Origin of the sequence: Lutibacter sp., from assembly GCF_013041805.1 — a bacterium.
GTDB lineage: Bacteria > Bacteroidota > Bacteroidia > Flavobacteriales > Flavobacteriaceae > Lutibacter.
In genome coordinates, this window is record NZ_JABDRI010000066.1 from 1 (window position 1) to 18,182 (window position 18,182).

General features: G+C 29.4%; 18 protein-coding genes. 5 read left to right on the top strand and 13 right to left on the bottom strand.

The genetic code is table 11. The features are described from left to right. Positions 1 to 518, bottom strand: a 518-nt coding sequence (locus tag HKP59_RS08390) for an aldo/keto reductase (RefSeq protein ID WP_291805627.1), incomplete at its 3' end; no start/stop codon positions are given. Between the two features lie 140 nt (positions 519 to 658). Continuing rightward, positions 659 to 1,846, bottom strand: coding sequence for a phosphoglycerate kinase (locus HKP59_RS08395; RefSeq protein ID WP_291805628.1), 1,188 nt, complete (start codon positions 1,844 to 1,846; stop codon positions 659 to 661). A gap of 142 nt (positions 1,847 to 1,988) precedes the next feature. On the opposite strand from HKP59_RS08395, the gene HKP59_RS08400 reads away from it, so the two are divergent. Genes HKP59_RS08400 through HKP59_RS08410 form a run of 3 tightly spaced genes read left to right on the top strand, consistent with a single transcriptional unit; the run spans position 1,989 to position 4,074 of the window. Then, positions 1,989 to 3,131: a DNA polymerase III subunit delta' gene (locus HKP59_RS08400; protein ID WP_291805632.1), complete on the top strand. Its 1,143-nt coding sequence runs from the start codon at positions 1,989 to 1,991 to the stop codon at positions 3,129 to 3,131. A gap of 12 nt (positions 3,132 to 3,143) precedes the next feature. Then, entirely contained in the window at positions 3,144 to 3,539 is a 396-nt protein-coding gene (locus tag HKP59_RS08405; protein ID WP_291805636.1) for a DoxX family protein, read from the top strand. A gap of 10 nt (positions 3,540 to 3,549) precedes the next feature. Further along, positions 3,550 to 4,074, top strand: coding sequence for a hypothetical protein (locus HKP59_RS08410; protein ID WP_291805638.1), 525 nt, complete (start codon positions 3,550 to 3,552; stop codon positions 4,072 to 4,074). A gap of 59 nt (positions 4,075 to 4,133) precedes the next feature. Here the strand turns inward: HKP59_RS08410 and HKP59_RS08415 are convergent, their stop codons facing one another. The 9 genes from HKP59_RS08415 to HKP59_RS08455 all read right to left on the bottom strand — a co-directional run bounded on the left by HKP59_RS08415 (position 4,134) and on the right by HKP59_RS08455 (position 14,176). Further along, on the bottom strand, positions 4,134 to 4,643 hold the full coding sequence (locus tag HKP59_RS08415) for an OmpH family outer membrane protein (RefSeq protein WP_291805640.1): 510 nt from the start codon (positions 4,641 to 4,643) through the stop codon (positions 4,134 to 4,136). Between the two features lie 229 nt (positions 4,644 to 4,872). Then, on the bottom strand, positions 4,873 to 5,739 hold the full coding sequence (locus tag HKP59_RS08420; RefSeq protein ID WP_291805643.1) for a class I SAM-dependent methyltransferase: 867 nt from the start codon (positions 5,737 to 5,739) through the stop codon (positions 4,873 to 4,875). 54 nt (positions 5,740 to 5,793) lie between these two features. Further along, complete coding sequence (mnmG, locus tag HKP59_RS08425; protein WP_291805646.1) at positions 5,794 to 7,665, bottom strand: tRNA uridine-5-carboxymethylaminomethyl(34) synthesis enzyme MnmG; 1,872 nt, start codon at positions 7,663 to 7,665, stop codon at positions 5,794 to 5,796. Positions 7,666 to 7,695: 30 nt separating this feature from the next. After that, a complete protein-coding gene (ybeY, locus tag HKP59_RS08430; protein WP_291805647.1) occupies positions 7,696 to 8,112 on the bottom strand; it encodes an rRNA maturation RNase YbeY in 417 nt (138 codons plus the stop codon). An 11-nt stretch (positions 8,113 to 8,123) separates the two neighbouring features. Then, positions 8,124 to 11,390 carry a DUF4175 family protein gene (locus tag HKP59_RS08435; RefSeq protein WP_291805649.1) on the bottom strand — a complete coding sequence of 1,089 codons (3,267 nt, stop codon included), beginning with the start codon at positions 11,388 to 11,390 and terminating at the stop codon, positions 8,124 to 8,126. A gap of 282 nt (positions 11,391 to 11,672) precedes the next feature. Then, a complete protein-coding gene (locus tag HKP59_RS08440; RefSeq protein ID WP_291805651.1) occupies positions 11,673 to 12,317 on the bottom strand; it encodes a response regulator transcription factor in 645 nt (214 codons plus the stop codon). A 6-nt stretch (positions 12,318 to 12,323) separates the two neighbouring features. Further along, positions 12,324 to 13,100 (bottom strand): ATP-binding protein, encoded by a 777-nt coding sequence (locus tag HKP59_RS08445; protein WP_291805654.1) that lies wholly within the window; start codon positions 13,098 to 13,100, stop codon positions 12,324 to 12,326. Positions 13,101 to 13,103: 3 nt separating this feature from the next. Continuing rightward, on the bottom strand, positions 13,104 to 13,433 hold the full coding sequence (locus HKP59_RS08450; RefSeq protein WP_291805657.1) for a hypothetical protein: 330 nt from the start codon (positions 13,431 to 13,433) through the stop codon (positions 13,104 to 13,106). A 311-nt stretch (positions 13,434 to 13,744) separates the two neighbouring features. After that, a complete protein-coding gene (locus tag HKP59_RS08455) occupies positions 13,745 to 14,176 on the bottom strand; it encodes a hypothetical protein (protein WP_291805659.1) in 432 nt (143 codons plus the stop codon). A gap of 574 nt (positions 14,177 to 14,750) precedes the next feature. Here HKP59_RS08455 and gltX point away from each other — a divergent pair. Then, positions 14,751 to 16,280 (top strand): glutamate--tRNA ligase, encoded by a 1,530-nt coding sequence (gltX, locus tag HKP59_RS08460; RefSeq protein WP_291805662.1) that lies wholly within the window; start codon positions 14,751 to 14,753, stop codon positions 16,278 to 16,280. A 51-nt stretch (positions 16,281 to 16,331) separates the two neighbouring features. Then, on the top strand, positions 16,332 to 16,703 hold the full coding sequence (locus tag HKP59_RS08465) for a hypothetical protein (protein WP_291805665.1): 372 nt from the start codon (positions 16,332 to 16,334) through the stop codon (positions 16,701 to 16,703). 37 nt (positions 16,704 to 16,740) lie between these two features. Here HKP59_RS08465 and HKP59_RS08470 read toward each other — a convergent pair whose 3' ends face one another. Together HKP59_RS08470 and HKP59_RS08475 are read right to left on the bottom strand one after the other, a co-directional pair. Next, positions 16,741 to 17,286 carry an acyl-CoA thioesterase gene (locus tag HKP59_RS08470; protein ID WP_291805667.1) on the bottom strand — a complete coding sequence of 182 codons (546 nt, stop codon included), beginning with the start codon at positions 17,284 to 17,286 and terminating at the stop codon, positions 16,741 to 16,743. 71 nt (positions 17,287 to 17,357) lie between these two features. Next, a partial coding sequence (locus tag HKP59_RS08475; RefSeq protein WP_291805669.1) for a molybdopterin cofactor-binding domain-containing protein occupies positions 17,358 to 18,182 on the bottom strand: 825 nt, incomplete at its 5' end.

The window sequence follows — 18,182 nt, forward strand, 5'->3', positions numbered from 1 at the left end:
CGAATTTTACCTTCTTTTACTAGACCATCTAAGGTTTCAACAACTTCTTTAATATTATCTTCCCATTGTTCATCAGCCTGATGTTTATAGTTTCGATTTCCAAAAACAGGTACATTTCTATCTGGCCAATGCAATTGATAAATATCAACATAATTGGTTTGTAAACGTTTTAAACTGTTATTTAAAGCTTCTAAGATTGCCTCTTTTGAAAAACCTAAATTATCTCTTAAATAATGAAATGTCGGACTTGGTCCTGTTACTTTGGTAGCTATTACTAGGTTTTCACGTTTCTGATTTTTTAACCAAGTACCTATAAGTTTTTCTGAATTCCCTTGCGTTTCCTTTCTTGCCGGAACCGAATACATTTCAGCAGTATCAATAAAGTTTACACCCTCTTGCACCGCATAATTTAATTGCTCGTGTGCTTCAGCTTCGGTATTTTGCTCACCAAAAGTCATGGTACCTAAACAAATTTTACTAACCTTAATATCGGTATTTGGAATGGTTGTATATTTCATAATATATGTGCAATGTTTTAGTTTTTGAAGTGTGTAAATGTAAAAAAAATAAAAACCATTTTCTAAAAAATAGAAAATGGTTTTTCAATAGGATGAGATGCTGAAACAAGTTCTGCATTATAATGATTTAAAAGTAATCTCTATTTCAAAATTGCTTCAATACCTGGTAAGGTTTTACCTTCTAAACTTTCTAACATAGCTCCACCTCCTGTAGAAACATAACTTACTTTATCAGCAAATCCAAATTGTTTAACTGCAGCAACAGAATCACCACCTCCAACAAGTGAGAATGTTCCATTTTTAGTAGCTTCAGCAATTGAATTTCCCAAAGCAATTGTACCTCCTGCAAAATTTTCTAATTCAAAAACACCTAGTGGCCCGTTCCAAAGAATTGTTTTAGAAACCAAAACAACTGAGTTAAATAATTCTCTAGATTTTGGTCCGGCATCAAGTCCTTGCCAACCATCTGGAATACTATTTATATCACAAATTTGTGTATTTGCATCGTTGCTAAAAGCATCTGCAGCAATTACATCAACAGGTATATGAACTTGTACACCTTTAGCTTCTGCTTGTTTTAAAATATCTAATGCTAACTCTTGTTTATCATCTTCGCAAATTGAATCTCCAATACTTCCTCCTTGCGCTTTTATAAATGTAAAACTCATTCCCCCACCAATAATTAAATGGTCTACTTTATCCAAAATGTTTTCAATTACTGTGATTTTTGAAGATACTTTTGCACCACCTAAAATTGCCAATACGGGCTTTTCACCTTCTTCTAAAATCTTTTTTAAACTTAAAATCTCTTGCGCTAATAAATTTCCAAAACATTTGTTTTGTGGAAAAAATTGTGCAACAACTGTTGTTGAAGCGTGTGCTCTATGCGCAGTACCAAATGCATCATTTACATAAACATCCCCTAATTTAGAAAGTTGTTTAGAAAACTCAACATCACCTGATTTTTCCTCATCATGAAATCGTAAATTTTCTAATAAAAGTACTTCTCCCATTTGCAATTCTGAAGCTGCTTTTTCAGCAATTTCACCAACACAATTAGCGGCAAATTTTACTTCAACTCCAATTATTTCAGAAACTTTACCAACAATATGTTGTAAAGAAAATTTCTCCTCAGCACCTTTTGGTCTACCTAAATGCGACATTAAAATTACAGCGCCACCGTCTTCTAAAATTTTAATAATTGTTGGTTTTGCCGCTTGTATTCTTGTTGCATCTGTTATATTAAAATCATCATCAAGAGGTACATTAAAATCAACTCTAATTAATGCCTTTTTTCCTTCAAAATTTATATCCTGTATTGTTTTCATATAATTAAGTTTTAATTGTACAAATATAATTTAATTTAAACGAGTTATTAAAGTTTTCTACGAAACCGATTTCTTTTTTAAACTAAAAAGTTAGCAATGAGAAACGATTTAAAAAATAAAAAAAAGTTTTACATTCGCTCTAATGAATTTTTCAGAAGTTATAGGTCAAGAATATTTAAAGAGTCACTTAATGAAATCTACCGATAATGGTAGAATTCCGCACGCTCAATTATTTGTTGGAAAAGAAGGTTCTGGAACATTACCAATGGCCATTGCTTATGCTCAATATATTTTATGCAGTACAAGTGCTGATAAAGAGGCTTGTGCTTTAAAATGTGCTAAACTAGCCCATCCTGATTTGCATTTCGCTTTTCCTGTAGCAAAAAATGATGTTGTAAAAAGTCATCCGGTTAGTAATTTATTTTTAACCGATTGGCGAAAATTTATTGAATTAAATCCTTATGGAAATTTGTTTGAATGGTTACAATCTTTAGGAATCGAAAACAAGCAAGGCCAAATTGGTGTTGACGAGGCTGAAGAGATAGTTAAGGCCTTAAAATTGAAAAGTTATGAAGGTGGATATAAAATAATGATTATTTGGATGGCTGAAAAAATGAATACATCAGCTGCCAATAAATTGCTTAAATTATTGGAAGAGCCACCTAAAAAAACTGTTTTTATTTTAGTTACTGAAGATGAAGAGCAACTAATTACTACTATAAAATCTCGTTGCCAAGTATTGCATTTCCCAATATTAACTGAATCTGATATTGCAAAATGTTTAGTGGAAAAAGAGGGAACTGACGAACCAATAGCAACAAATATTGCGCAGCAATCAGATGGTAATTTTAATAAGGCTTTACATTTATTACATAATGACACTTCAGATGAACAATTTGAACAATGGTTTATTACTTGGATTAGAGCTGCTTTTAAAGCTAAAGGAAACGCAACAGTAATTCAATCATTAATTAACTGGAGTGAAACTATTGCAAAAACAGGAAGAGAAACTCAAAAACGTTTTCTACATTATTGCTTGCAGTTTTTTAGACAAGCAATTTTATTGAATTACAACGCTGGGGCGTTAGTTTTTTTGCATCCAAAAACACCGAATTTTAAATTAGAAAACTTTGCTCCTTTTGTACACAGTGGAAATATTTTAGCAATAAATAAAGAATTAAATGATGCTATTTATCACATTGAAAGAAATGGGAATGCAAAAATAATACTACTGGATTTGTCTATAAAACTAACAAGACTTTTGCACATAAAAGAAGAGTTGTAATTGTTAAAGCATATGTCTATTTTCAATAATCATTCAGCTGAAATTTTAATTGTACTCTTTTTTTGTATTACTTACTTTTTTTCAGTTCTTGAAAAATTAATAAACTGGAAAGAAACTGTGGCATATTATAAAACTCATTTTAAAAAAACAATTCTTAAAAATATAATTCCTTTATTGCTTATTAAAGTTATTCTACTTGAGGTTGTAGCTTTACTTACTTTGTGTACTGGACTCTATTTTATAGTAACACAAAATGATTTTTTAATCTCAAAAATTGCATTACAAATTTCTGCTTTTACTCTAATACTCTTTTTAATTGGGCAACGATTGGTAAAAGATTATCAAGGCGCTACGAGTATTGCAGTTTATTTTATTTTAAATATTTTTGGCATTTATCTATTAACTTAAAAAAGAATTTATGAATTTATTAGGCATAGGATCTCGTATTAAACACGCTGAATATGGCTTAGGTGTAGTAACCAATGTAACCTCAAAACATTATTGGGTAACGTTTATTGAAAACGGATTAGAAACCATCGACATTGATAGTGAATTTGAAGTAATTGAAAGCGTTGAAGATGAGGTAGATACAGTTAGTTTTTTTGAAGTTGAATCTACACTTAGATCTATATTAAAACAGTGGTCAGATGTTTCTGAAATTATTCCAATTGCAGATAAGTGGAAAGGTGGAAATTTAATTCTAGAACCTAAAGACACTAATTTAGCAAGTAAAGAAATTCCTATTGATTCCTTTTTTCATAAAATTGTAATGGTACGGGACAGAATTAGAGTTATGGAGCAAAAAATAAATTCGAGTAGTTTAGACGATCAGGATAAAGTTGACTTACAGCAATATATTACAAGAATTTACGGAAGTTTAACAACTTTTAATGTACTCTTTAAAATCAAAGAACAACAATTTGTAGGCTCTAGATCAAAATAAAAAAACCGATATATTATGAAAATATACCGGTTTATATAATTGATAATCAGTTTATTAATTTATTTTTTACTATAATCTAGATTTAAGATTTCTAATATTTCTGAGGTGATGTTTAAGGCTTCATCACCATATAAAACAGTTCCTTTTCCTGAAGTTCCTAGTATCATATTAAATCCTTTCGTCTTAGCATAATTTGCTACAAAGCTATCAACTCTTTTAGTAAGTACTTCACTCATTTCTTGATTTTCTTCTTGTAATAATTGAGACGCTTGACTTTGCTTTGATTGTAAAAATTGTTGCTCTTGTGATAAAGATTGCTCAACTTCTGCTCTTTTTTGAGCTGACATTTTTTGTTGATTTTGGTAATATTGTTGCACCTTTAATTGAAATGGAGCACTTAAACTATCTAATTCTTTAGCCATCAACTCTTGTTTTTCTTTCAATGATAATTCTAAGGCTTTCGTAGCTTCATAATCTTTCATTAAAACTTCCAAATCAATATATGCTACTTTTGATTGATTACAAGATGACAACATAATTGCAACTGCAATAATTAATAATTTTTTCATTTAAGTATGTTATTGGTTTATTATAAAATTTGGGCGAATATATAAACAAAAGTTTGAGTAGCGCATAATAATTTAAAGTATTAGATAAATTTATTGAAAAAGGGAAATTAATAATTTGTACTTATTAAAAATGGGTATATATAAGCTTCTCATATCAATAAATTAAAAATTTATATACAAAGTGTTGTTTGATGTTTAAAAAATAGCTTAAATGGTCTAAAAATGAGTTTTAGCCGTTATTTATGATATAAATTAATGAAGAATACTCTTTTGTTACCAATGCTTTCATATTTGACAGCAGTCCAATAAAAAAAGCTTTTAATAAATTGCTTTTTCCAGATTTATATTTTTCGCTTAAAAGTGAAACATAAAATGAATCAAACAACATAGGTTTGATATTAATCAAATTCATATGCACATCTGAAAAAAGTAATTGAATAGATTTTTTTGAAAAATGCCATAAATGTCTTGGCACATCATATGCTGCCCAAAACTGTTTGTAATGTGTAGCGTCAAAACTTCTATAATTTGGCACAGCAATCACTAATATACCGTTTGGTTTTAGTAATGATTTTAACTTCAATATATAATTTTCTAAATTAGGTACATGTTCTAGCACATGCCAAAGTGTAATTACATCAAATTTTTGAGTGCCAATATTCTCTAAATTTGAGTGAACTTTACTTTTTTTATTAGAATTTAATTTAGAAATAGCTAAGTTTTTTGCTTTACTATTTGGCTCAACTCCTACTACAGTCCATCCATTATTTTTGCATGTCAATAAAAAATCACCTGTTCCACAACCAATATCTAATAATTTCTGTTCTTCCGTATTAAATGAATTTATTAAACTAAGTTTTTGTTTTAAAGCAAATGATTTTACAAATTGATATAATTTATCGGTCAAAGTTTTGTTTGAATCTGTATGTGAAATATATGATTCACTTTCATAATAAGAAGCTAATTCTTCCCCTTTTGGCATAGGCGAAGTTTCAAGCATTTCAAACTTATGATTGTAAATTAAATCAAATTTTTGATTTGAAACAGTAAAATCTTGACAAGTTAAGATGTACTCTTTATGAATTTTTTCTTTCAATTTTCAATCAATTTACATTTAAAAATTACTGTGTTCCACGTGGAACATTAAAAATTATCTTCCCATATATACCAAAAGAACAGAAATATCACTAGGAGAAACTCCACTAATTCTACTCGCTTGTGAAATTGATATTGGTTGGATTTTAGTTAATTTTTGACGTGCCTCAATTGATAAAGACTTCACTTTTGAATAATCAAAATTAGAAGGGATTACCACATTTTCTAATCGATTTAATTTATCAGCTTGGTTCTTTTCCTTCTCAATATAGCCAGCATATTTAACATGAATTTCTGTTTGTTCTACTATTTCATTATCAATAGAATTTTCTTTAATAAAACTTTCAATCTTATCTAACTTTCTAAGGTCTCCAAAGTTCAATTGAGGACGAGCTGCTATTTTAAAAAGCTTCATCGATTGTTGTATTTCTGCAGTATTATTTTCTACCAATATAGGATTAATTTCAGAAGGTTTAATACTAGTCTTAATTAAAAAATCGACAAACAAATCTGTTTTTTTCTGCTTTTCAATAACTCGATCCATTCGTTCTTTTGATGCTAAACCTAACTTAAAAGACATAGGCGTTAAACGCAAATCTGCATTATCCTGACGTAGCAAGGTTCTATACTCTGCACGAGATGTAAACATCCGATAAGGTTCTTCAGTTCCTTTAGTAATTAAATCGTCTATTAAAACACCAATATAGGCTTCGTTCCTTTTTAAAATAAAAGGAGCTCTGTTTTGCAATTTCAAAGAAGCATTAATACCCGCCATTAAACCTTGTGCTGCAGCTTCCTCATAACCTGTTGTACCATTAATTTGACCGGCAAAATATAAATTCTTAATAAGCTTAGTTTCTAATGTATGCATTAATTGTGTTGGCGGAAAATAATCATACTCAATCGCATATCCATATCTAAAAAATTTGACATTTTCAAAACCAGCAACTTTTCTTAAAGCTTTGTCTTGAATATCTTCAGGTAATGATGTAGAAAAACCATTTACATAAATTTCAACAGTATCCCAACCTTCTGGTTCAACAAATAACTGGTGTCGTTCTTTCGTAGCAAAACGATCGATTTTATCTTCTATTGAAGGACAATACCTTGGGCCAATACTTTGTATTCTACCATTAAACATTGGCGACCTATCAAACCCTGTACGCAATAAATCATGTACTTCTTTAGAAGTATAACTCATATAACATGAACGCTGCTTTTCTAAAGAATTTGTTGTAGGTAAATAAGAAAACTTTTCAGGATTCTCATCGCCAGGTTGTTCTATCATTTTCGTAAAATCCAAAGATCGTCCATCAACTCTCGGTGGAGTTCCCGTTTTCATTCTTCCAGATTCAAAACCAACCTTATCCAAGTGTTCGGTGATACCAATTGACGCACTTTCACCTGCTCTGCCACCTCCAAACGTCTTTGACCCAATATGAATCAATCCATTTAAAAAGGTTCCTGCTGTAATAATAACAGACCTAGATTTAATCTCAATTCCTAACGCCGTTTTAACTCCAACAATGGAATCTCCATCAAACAAGAGCCCTATTACATTATCCTGATAAAAGTCTAAATTATTAGTCTCCTCCAACATCGTCCTCCAACATTCAGCAAAGCGCATACGATCACTTTGTGCTCTTGGACTCCACATAGCCGGGCCCTTAGATTTATTCAACATTTTAAATTGAATGGCCGTGTTATCAGTCACTATTCCACTATAACCACCTAACGCATCAATCTCTCTAACTATTTGGCCTTTTGCAATACCACCCATAGCCGGATTGCAACTCATTTGTGCAATATTTTGCAAACTCATGGTAATCAATAATGTATGACTTCCCATATTAGCCGCTGCTGCAGCAGCTTCACTACCAGCGTGCCCACCACCAACAACTATAACATCATAAACCGTATTAAACATAGTTCTATATTTAAGGTTCCACGTGGAACATTACTTCAAATTTAATAACTCTAAACATTTATCTTCTTCCTTACGCATTATAATTTTAGCATCTTCGGACTTATCTTTAAAACCTATATAATGTAAAATACCATGAATCATAACTCTATTAATCTCATTATCAGTTGTTTGATTAAATTTTATTGCATTTTCAACAACTCTTTCCACGGAAATAAAGATATCTCCACTAAGCAGTTTTCCTAATGTATAATCGAAACTAATAATGTCTGTTAATGTATCATGCTCAAGAAACTCAACATTCAATTTCAATAGATAATCATCATCACAAAAGATATAACTTATATCTCCTTCCGTAAATCCATATTTGATAATACAAGAGGAAATCCAATTTTGTATTTTACTCTCATCATCTAACTTGAAAGAAGTCTCGTAATTAAATTGAATCATTGGTATAATATTTATTGATCGGTTTTAAAGTATTCCTGTACTTTCTTTTTGTAAATAGTGCGCAAAGGTAATGATTGTCTGTTTAATATATCATTATAATTGAAATACTCATTTTGAAGTTTTAACTTATTGATAATGCGTTTTTCGAATTCCTTGCTATTGGTAGTAGAATTTCTCTTTTGATCCTCACCTTGCTGTTTAGTTGCTTTTTCAAGCTTTAATAATTCATAATTCAATTGTTGCATATTATTAATAGCTTCTTGAGTAAAACCTTTCTCTATTAATTCTCGTTCCAGGTCTTCCATTTCTTTAATTGCCTTTCCTAAACCTTCTTTAGAATTTTCACCGTCATTTCCTAAAAGCTCTTTTAACATTTCCTTTAATTGAGCTTGCTCTTTATAAATTTCATATAAATCGCCGTTCATACCCTCGCCTTCTTCATTTTGTTTATCTCCATTATCGCCATCTCCTTTTTCTCCTTTTTCCATCTTTTCTTTAATGGAATCCATTAACTCTCCCTGCTTTTGTATAATATCCGGCAAAGTGAACTGTTGTTGATTTCCCTTTCCTTTTCCAAAACTAGGAGATGCGTTCATTAAACTCTCTAACAAATTACTTAAAGAATTAGCTAAATTGTTTGCCGATGTAATTACAAATTGTTGATCAGAGATTCCTTGTTGAAATCTATTCTCTGTAAAATTTAATAAAGATTTATCTATATAGAAATGGGCGTCAGACAGCTCTTTTTGTATTGTAGAAGTCATTGTAACAATACGTAGAGACAACACATACAAACTATCATCAATATGTTCAAAATATTCTTTTAAAACATATTGCTGCTTAATATTACCAGGATATTCAGGATGTTGGTTATCGGAACTTGAAAATTTTTCTAACAACGATTCTTGCTGAAAAGAAAACTCAATTAAATTTTCAACAATTTTACGTAAATCCTCAATATTTTCATCAATGGATTCTCCTTCGGCAGCTACCATAGATTGTTCCATTGATTCACTTAATTCCTTCATTTTTTTTGCGGCAGACTTTTGACTTTTTTTAGCGCTACTCGGTTGCTCCTTTTTCAACTCTTCCAAAGCATCACTTAATTCCTTATCAATATCTTCAGATTCATCATCAATATTTGGAAGCTCCATAGGCCTATTCAAATCCTGATTTTGCTTATTTAATTCATCAAAATCATTCTTCACTTTCTCAAATTCATCATTTATCTTTTCCTGCTTTTCTGCAGTATTTTCTTCTTGTTTTTTATTGGACAAATCCTTTTGCCGTTTAGAAAGATCATCTAACTTTTCGCTTATTTGATTCGCTTTTTGCTCCACATAAAAACGCTTGGTTAACTCTAAAATACGTTCTAAGCTTTGCTTGTTCTGCTTGTTTTTTTTAGCTAGCTCTTCTAGCTTATCAATTAAATCTTCTTTTTCTAGCTTTTTAGAAAGTTCTTTAAGCTCTTCTAACATTTTATTTTGCTCAGCCAATTTCTTAGTCTCTTCAATACGTTTTTGAAGCTCCTCTTTTTTCTCCTTTAACTCATCATTAACAGGTTGTTCATTTAAATTTTGTTCAATTTTACTTGTTTGTTTTTGAAACATTTCTTGATACTGGGTTTGTCTTTTAATAAACTGTTCCAACTTTTTAGTATCATTCCAATTTATAGCGTCCTTATTTTGTAACGAGTTTTTAAATTGCTCAACTTCTGTATTTGTTTCTTTAGATTTTTCTAATGACTTCGTAAAAGACTCTAGAGTTTCGCTTTGTTCTTTTAACAATTCGTCTTCTAATTCCTTTTTTGTTTTATTATAATAACGAAACAATCGACTTTTAGATTTTTTAGTTCCGTTCACAGCATCATTATCAAAAACTTCGAAATATAACTCATAATCAACTCCTTCTTCTATCGAAATATCATCAGGAAAAACATAATAGAAGTCAGTAAAAGAAGCTTTTGAAATTGGTATTACATGCTTATTAAGTTGGGTTTTATTACTTCTATCGTAATAAACTAATTGAAGTTTTTGAACACCATAATCATCACTTAATTGCCCAATGAATTGAACTGGGCCATGGTTTATAGAGTCTATGTCTGATTTTACAATAATTTTTGGATACTCGTCTGAAATAACTTGAATATTAAAATCCAAGGCTTCATGGTTTTTTAGTTGATTATTAGAGGTTGAAATTTTATAATTTAACGTGTTATAAATTTCTTTTGAATAGCTAAAATAATCTTTTGTGCTTTGTCTAAAATTTTGAGGGTCTTCTTGCTTTGAATTAAAACTTACACTATTTGTTTGATGCGTTTCAACTTGCCAATCAATTACAGTTCCATAAGGAACAATTGCATTACCGGTATTTTGGATTACTTCATTTCTTTTTCCAGTATAAGCAGGATAATTTAAAACCATTTTTAAATTGGTAATAACCGGTGTAGCAATGCAATTAAGTTGATAGGTTTTAGATGTAATACCATTAGCCTCAAAATAAAATTCAAGTGACTTTTTTATACCTGTAAACGTATATTCAAATTTACCCAAACTGGTAGATTGCAAGTAGTAATTCTCCTCTAAAAAAATTATTTTAGCATCTTCGGGAATTTCATTTCCTATAGTTTCTACTTCTAAAATAAAAGGTTCACCTTCAACCACATTTAAATCAGTATTTAATATTTGAAAAGAAAAAGGTGCGGGTGGCTCATATTGTGTATTATAATCAACCACTCTAGCAAAACTGTCATTAAAAATAGTGATATTACCCGTCAGGTAAACTAGTACCCATATTGCAACTGGAATTAATGAAAACTTTAAAAGCTTTTTATTCTTAGAAAAATCAATGGCACGTCTAAAAGGTATAGGTGACAATTCTCTAGATTTTTGCTCAATGCTAGCTTCGATAAGTTCAGTATTGCCTTCAGAATCATTTAACTGCAACATATTCAACAACTTATCATTAATTTCAGAATAATGATTCCCAATTATTTTGGACGCATCTTGCTCATTTATCCCCTCTTTTAACCCTATTATTTTAATAATAGGAAAAAGAATATAGGCTGTAAACAATGAAGCTTCAACAAGAATAAAAATCCAAAATAATAAGGTTCTAGCCAGTGGTTTAAGCCATAAAAAATATTCTATTAACAGCGTAAAAATAAAATAAAGGACACCTAAAGTAAAAAATACAATAAGCCCTTTAATAAGTTCATTGTAATAATACTTTTTAATAAAATTTTTAAGTTTAGTTTGTATGTTACTAAAACTGCTCACCAATTATATGTATTCATTATAAATAGCTAAATTAAACTAAAAATAAATTATAGTATCAATAAAATTTCTTAAATCATAATCATTAAAAAAAGTGGTTTGACAAATATGAAGACTAATATTAATTTCTCATTTATTAAGTTCAGTCAACTTTGAATTAAAGTAATCCTCTAATTTAACCCTGAATTATAAGTGAAATATTTAAGGAATTATGAGTTTTAATAATTTCAATTCATAAATCTAAGCATAGTTGTTAAAAGTATCAGAATATTTCTAACACAAATATTATAGTATTACAATTTTTTCTTTGATAGCGTATAAAACTAAGCCAATACGTGTCTTAGCCTCTAATTTTTCAAATAAAGCTTCTCTATAATTTTCCACAGTTTTAGGGCTTAAAAACATATGTTCAGCAATTTGTTTATAGGTCATTTCAGAGCAGCAAAGCTTTAAAAATTCTAATTCTCTTTCTTTTAATTTAATTGCGCTTGATTGTTCAGGTTTATCTATAGAGTTTAATAATGTATTTGTTATATTCTCAGTATAATAAAACCCAACTTTATGAACCTCTTTTAATGCATGTTGTAAAATTCTAGGGTGAATATCTTTTAATAAATAGCCTTTAGCCCCAGCTCGAAGCATTTTTAAAATAGTGTTTTCCTCAGCCTCCATAGATAAGGCTAATACTTTTATTTCAGGTCTATTATCTTTTAACCATTGTGTTGCTTCAATACCATTCATTATGGGCATTTGAATATCCATAAGAACAATTTGAGGTAACTTATTGTGATTTGAAACGTAGTCAACTACATCCTTTCCGTTACTTAAAACCGCTAAAACGTTAAATTCTTTAAAGTTAGAAATAAGTCCATTTAATGCTTGTGAAAACAATAAGTGATCATCAACGATAATTATATCTATTTTATTCATAAGTATTTATTTAGGACAAGTAATAAATATTTTTGTTCCTTTTTCTTTGGCTGATTTAATCTCTATTTCTCCTCCAATTAATTTTGTTCTACTTTTCATATTTAACAAACCAATACCGTTCTGATTAGACTCATCCGTTAAATCAAATCCAATACCATCATCCTCAGCAATAAATTCAAGCTGGTTATTTGTATAATTTATTGAAATCGCCAAATTTTTAGCTTTGGAGTACTTCAAAGTATTATTACTAAACTCTTGAAAAATTCTAAACAAAATAATTTCCTTTTCATTACTTAAACTAAAAGGTTCTCCTAAAATTTTTAAGGATGCATTTACAAATTTTAACCGATTAAACCGATCAACTTCATTTGATATAGATTCTTCAAAACCCCTATTTTTTATAGCATCAGGATTTAATGATTTAGCTAAACCTCGTAATTCTTGTAAACTTTTACTTACAATGTCGCCTGTTTCTTGTATTTTTATTTGTTGTTCTTGAGGAGCATTTAACTGTAAAATATTCAATTGTATTTTAGCTACTGACAGTAATTGACCAACATTATCATGAATTTCCCAACTAATATTTTGTAATGCTTGTTCTTGAATTTCCAATTTAGATTTTGTGATTTCTTTATCAAAACGCTGCTGAATTTCACGTTGCTTTAAAATATAAGCAGTCTTTTTCTTCTGAAAATATAATAAGAAAACCACTAATGTAGCCGCTAATACAATAACAATAATTGTAACAACTAAAACTAATATTTGTATTCTTTCTTGTTCCAAAACCTACCTATTATACTCCTTTTCACTCACAATAAAACCCGTGATAAAAAATCCCGCCATTAATAAATTTAAAAGCAATGTTATTACTCTAAGCACCACACCAAAATTTATAAATTTAGCAATTACATCTACCGGAATTACTCCAATATAAAAAAATAAAGCTCCTAAACTAATCCAAAAAAACATAGATTTTTTTAAGTTTAAAATTCCATCACTTTGCACTAATTCAGAAAAATATATCATAATTGAAATTACAATTAAAATACCACCAACAATAGAATTTATATCTAAAAATTCTGTCAAATAATCAGAAAAAAAAGATATATTTATCAAGGTATAAATAGTATAACAAACAATACCATATTTAACTATATTTCTTTTAAAGGCACTTTTTAAAAGAGACAGAAAAAAAAATAGGTAGAAAAAATGACTAACTAGAATCCAACCATTATTTATAGGATATGTATTAATCTCATACAATACGCCAATTACAAACCCTAAAATTTCTGTAGTTAAAGAATATGCAATAAAAAATAAAAATAGTTTTAAATAAAAATTATCTTTAATTTTTGCATAATTTATAATACCTGTTATAAGTATTATTAAATATAAAATCGGATATATTATAAATAAGTATATCACTATTATTGAGGATACGTTGCAGAAGGAGGATGCCCCATAGTTCCTCTATTCAATCCATCTAACTCAGTTATATCTGTACCTCCTTCTTCTGTGTCTTCTATTCCATCTTTTTGTATAGATTTTAACCTAGATTTTGTTGGTACAAAAAACACCGTAGACAAGTCTTTCTTATGTTGCTTCTTAGTATCATTTGAATAGGCCCCAAAATAAACGCGTAATCCGTTTGCCTCTGGTGCTTCATTTTCAATATATGCAATATAATTTTTTAACTCTTCTATAGAAAACCAGCAAGAAACAGCATCTTCTCTATTAAGATCACCCGATTCTTTTTTAACTATTTTATTTAAATCTTTGGATCGTGTTTTAATAAAATTTTGATTTAATTCTACCGCTTCTTTAAATGAAATAAGGCCTTTTGGTAAATTTGTTTTCATAGATATAAATAACTTATTTAAATTGGTTTGTTAAAAGTACTATTTTTCTATAGTTTTAACCATAAAGTATTTCGATATACAAGATTTATTATTGAACACTAATCGTATTATATTTATTTTCAATAACTTAAAATAAATATTTATGCTATCAAAAATAAAAAAGGGGAAATATCCCCTTAAAAGTTTAGTGTATTTCCCTTTAAAAAATAGATTAACAAATCATATTTTTGGACTGTAAAAGATAATTTGCAAAGTTATAAATGGAATCAAATAAATCTAAATCAATATTACTTAAATTGATTTCACTTGTAGTCATATTTTTACATATTATTATATTCAATAAAATTACAAAAATGCCAGACTCACAAAGAGCATTAGAAATAAAAATAATGCTCAAAAAAAATGAGTATAAATGTCCCTAACTCCCACACAAACTCATTCTTTGAATTCATCAAAGGGTATTAAAATCATAATTGGGCTGATTTTAAAGGTTGCTTAACAGCAGCCTTTTTTTGTAATAAAATTCACATATTCCTATTGAAAAATTATCTTTGCAATCTAAAACAAAATAAAAATGAAAAACGTTAGAGTACGATTTGCCCCAAGTCCAACAGGACCATTACATATTGGTGGTGTTAGAACAGCACTTTTTAATTATTTATTTGCCAAAAAACACAGTGGTACTTTTATACTTAGAATTGAAGATACAGATCAAACTCGATACGTTGAAAATGCTGAAAAATATATTGTTGACGCCTTAAACTGGTGCAATATTCCTTTTGATGAAGGTCCTAATAAAAATGAAAAATTTGGACCGTATAGACAATCCGAAAGAAAACATCTATATAAGCAATTTGCTGATGAATTGATAGAAAAAGGAAAAGCCTATTACTGTTTTGATACCACTGAAGAACTTGACTTTCACAGAAAAGATCACGAACAGAAAGGCAAAACGTTTATCTATAATTGGCACAATAGAGAAAAACTAACTAACTCAATATCATTAAGCAAAGAAGATGTTCAAAAACGTATTGCTAATGGAGATAAATATGTTGTTCGATTTAAAATGCACGATCCAACAAAAGGTGAGCACGGAACTATTTCTACAACTGACATAATTCGTGGTCACGTATCGTTCAAAACCGAATTATTAGACGATAAAATTTTGTTTAAAAGTGATGGTATGCCAACATACCATTTAGCTAATATTGTTGATGATCATTTAATGGAAATAAGTCATGTAATTCGTGGTGAAGAATGGTTACCTTCTCTTCCACTTCACATCGCTTTATATCAAGCTTTTAATTGGGAAATTCCAGAATTTGCGCATTTACCTTTAATTTTAAAACCTGTTGGAAAAGGTAAATTAAGCAAACGTGATGGTGATAAATTAGGATTTCCTGTTTTTCCACTTGAATATATAAATGAGGCAACAGGAGATGTTTCATGTGGATATAAAGAAGATGGATATTTTGCAGATGCCTTTATAAATATGCTTGCTTTATTAGGTTGGAATTCTGGTACAGAACAAGAAATATTTACTTTAGATGAATTATGTAAAACTTTTACGTTAGAACGAGTAAGTAAAAGTGGCGCAAAATTTAGTCCTGAAAAAACCAAATGGTTCAACCAACAGTATATGATGTTAAAATCAGATGCTGAATTGGCTGAAATTTTCTTACCTATTTTAATTGAAAAAGAGATAGCTACAGATATAAACTATACTGAAAAAGTTGTTTCGCTTATAAAAGAGCGTGCCACATTTGTTGAGGATTTTTGGGAATTAAGTAGCTTCTTTTTTCAAGCTCCATTAACATATGATGAGAAAGCTGCAAAGAAAAACTGGAAAGAAAATACTTCTGAATTAATGAAAGAGTTGATTTCTATACTAGAAGGTATTGAGAATTTTACGTCAGAACATATTGAAACCATCGTTAAAGAATGGATTACATCTAAAGAAATTGGATTTGGGAAAATTATGCAGCCTTTTAGATTAAGTTTGGTTGGCGCTATGAAAGGTCCTCATTTATTTGATATTGCTGAAATGATTGGGAAACAAGAAACTATTGATAGAATTAAAAACACTGTCATAACTATTTCTTAATACTTGTTTAATTTTATTTTACTATTTTACCACTTATAACCCACACGTATTATGAGTATTAAATATAAAAGACACGAATTATATCCAGAATCAATATTAATTAGAAAATTTATTGGTAAGGTAACTTTTAATGAAATTTTTGATTCTTGGAAATATTTATGTGAAAACAAACTTATAGATCATAAAATTAAAGGTGTAATAAATGATTTATTAGATTGTGAAATTGAAATGGATCTAAAAAGTTTTGAAAATTTATTAAACTATATGAAAAATCAAGATTGTATTAGAAAAATTAAACTAGCCGTAATTACTAATAACCCTAAAATAATTATTTTTCCAATTCTAGGAGAAAATCAAAAAAAGGAGTTAAAAATTAAACCATTTTCAACAATGGATGCTGCAGTTGATTGGGTACAACAATAATATTTTTGAAATAAAAAGGAGCTTTTTAGCTCTTTTTTTATATCTCTATTTTTACATTATAATTTTTCAAAACATCCGTATATATTTCAGGTTTAAATGCTTCTCTACTAAACTCTAATTTACGTTCATTTCTCATTTTTATATGTTTAATAGAGCGTAAAAATCGACGTAAACCATCGTAATCTGAAATAATTAAACCTGGTACTTTTACCGTTTTTCCTTGTTCATCTTTGGCAACCATAGAAAAATAAGAAGAATTACAATGTTTAATTTCACCGTTTCTAATGTTTTGAGACTCAACTCTTATTCCTACAACCATAGATGATCTTCCAACAAAGTTTACTCTTGCTTTTAAAGTAACTAACTCTCCTACTTCAATAGAATTTAAAAAATCCACTCTATTTACAGAGGCTGTTACACAATATTGGCCAGAAAATTTTGATGCTGAAGAAAAAGCTGCTTTATCCATTAAAGATAAAATAAAACCACCGTGTATTTTTCCACTGAAATTTGAGTGTGAGGGTAACATTAACTCAGTTAAAATAACCTCAGAGTCTTGTGTTGTTTTAAATAATTTATTCATAGAAACAAATATAACATGCTTCTAATGAAATAAAAACCAATAAAATCTATTTTACAAAATTCTAAATCTTGTTATTTAAGGCTTTTTAAAACTCTTTCAGGAGTTATAGGTATTCTTGTTACTCTAGCTCCACAAGCATCAAATACTGCGTTTGCAATGGCTCCACCAACACAAATTATCGCAGGTTCTCCACCTCCTTGCGGTTTTGAATCCATTTTATCTATAAAAACACATTCAATTTCTGGTGTATTCGAAAATTTTGTAATGGTATAATTACTAAAATTCCTAGTTTTTACTCTTCCTCCGTTAAACTCAATATCTTCATACAAAGCATACCCTAACCCCATTGTGATTCCTCCTTCTGTTTGTACCGTTGCGCCATGTGGGTTTACAACTTGACCCATATCTTGTGAACAAACTACTTTAATTGGAGTTACAATCCCTGTCTTTTTATCTACATGAACTTCAGCTAGCATTGCCACACTAGTACCAGCATCTTCACCAAGAGCAATTCCAAAACCATGTCCTTCCTTTTTTGTTCTATTCCAACCAAACTTATCTGCGCCTAGTTTAAGAGCTGCAATCATATTTTCACTCTTCAAATTATTTAATCTGAATTCTAAAGGATCAATTCCTGCTTCAAAAGCTGTAACATCTATGTGAGATTCACGTGCAAAAGTAGTAGAATTATTTCCTGGAGCTCTCCAAGCTCCTGTACCAAATGGATGAATATTACGTTCATTAAATATTCTAGTTCTATTATTTTCTGCATCGTAAAACAATTTTGTTCCACGAGTTCCTGCGCAATAAATATCAAACTCCCATAAATTCAATTTTCCATTTTCATCTACGCCTGAGGTTACATTCACAACAGCCGCTGGTCTAAATTTATCGTA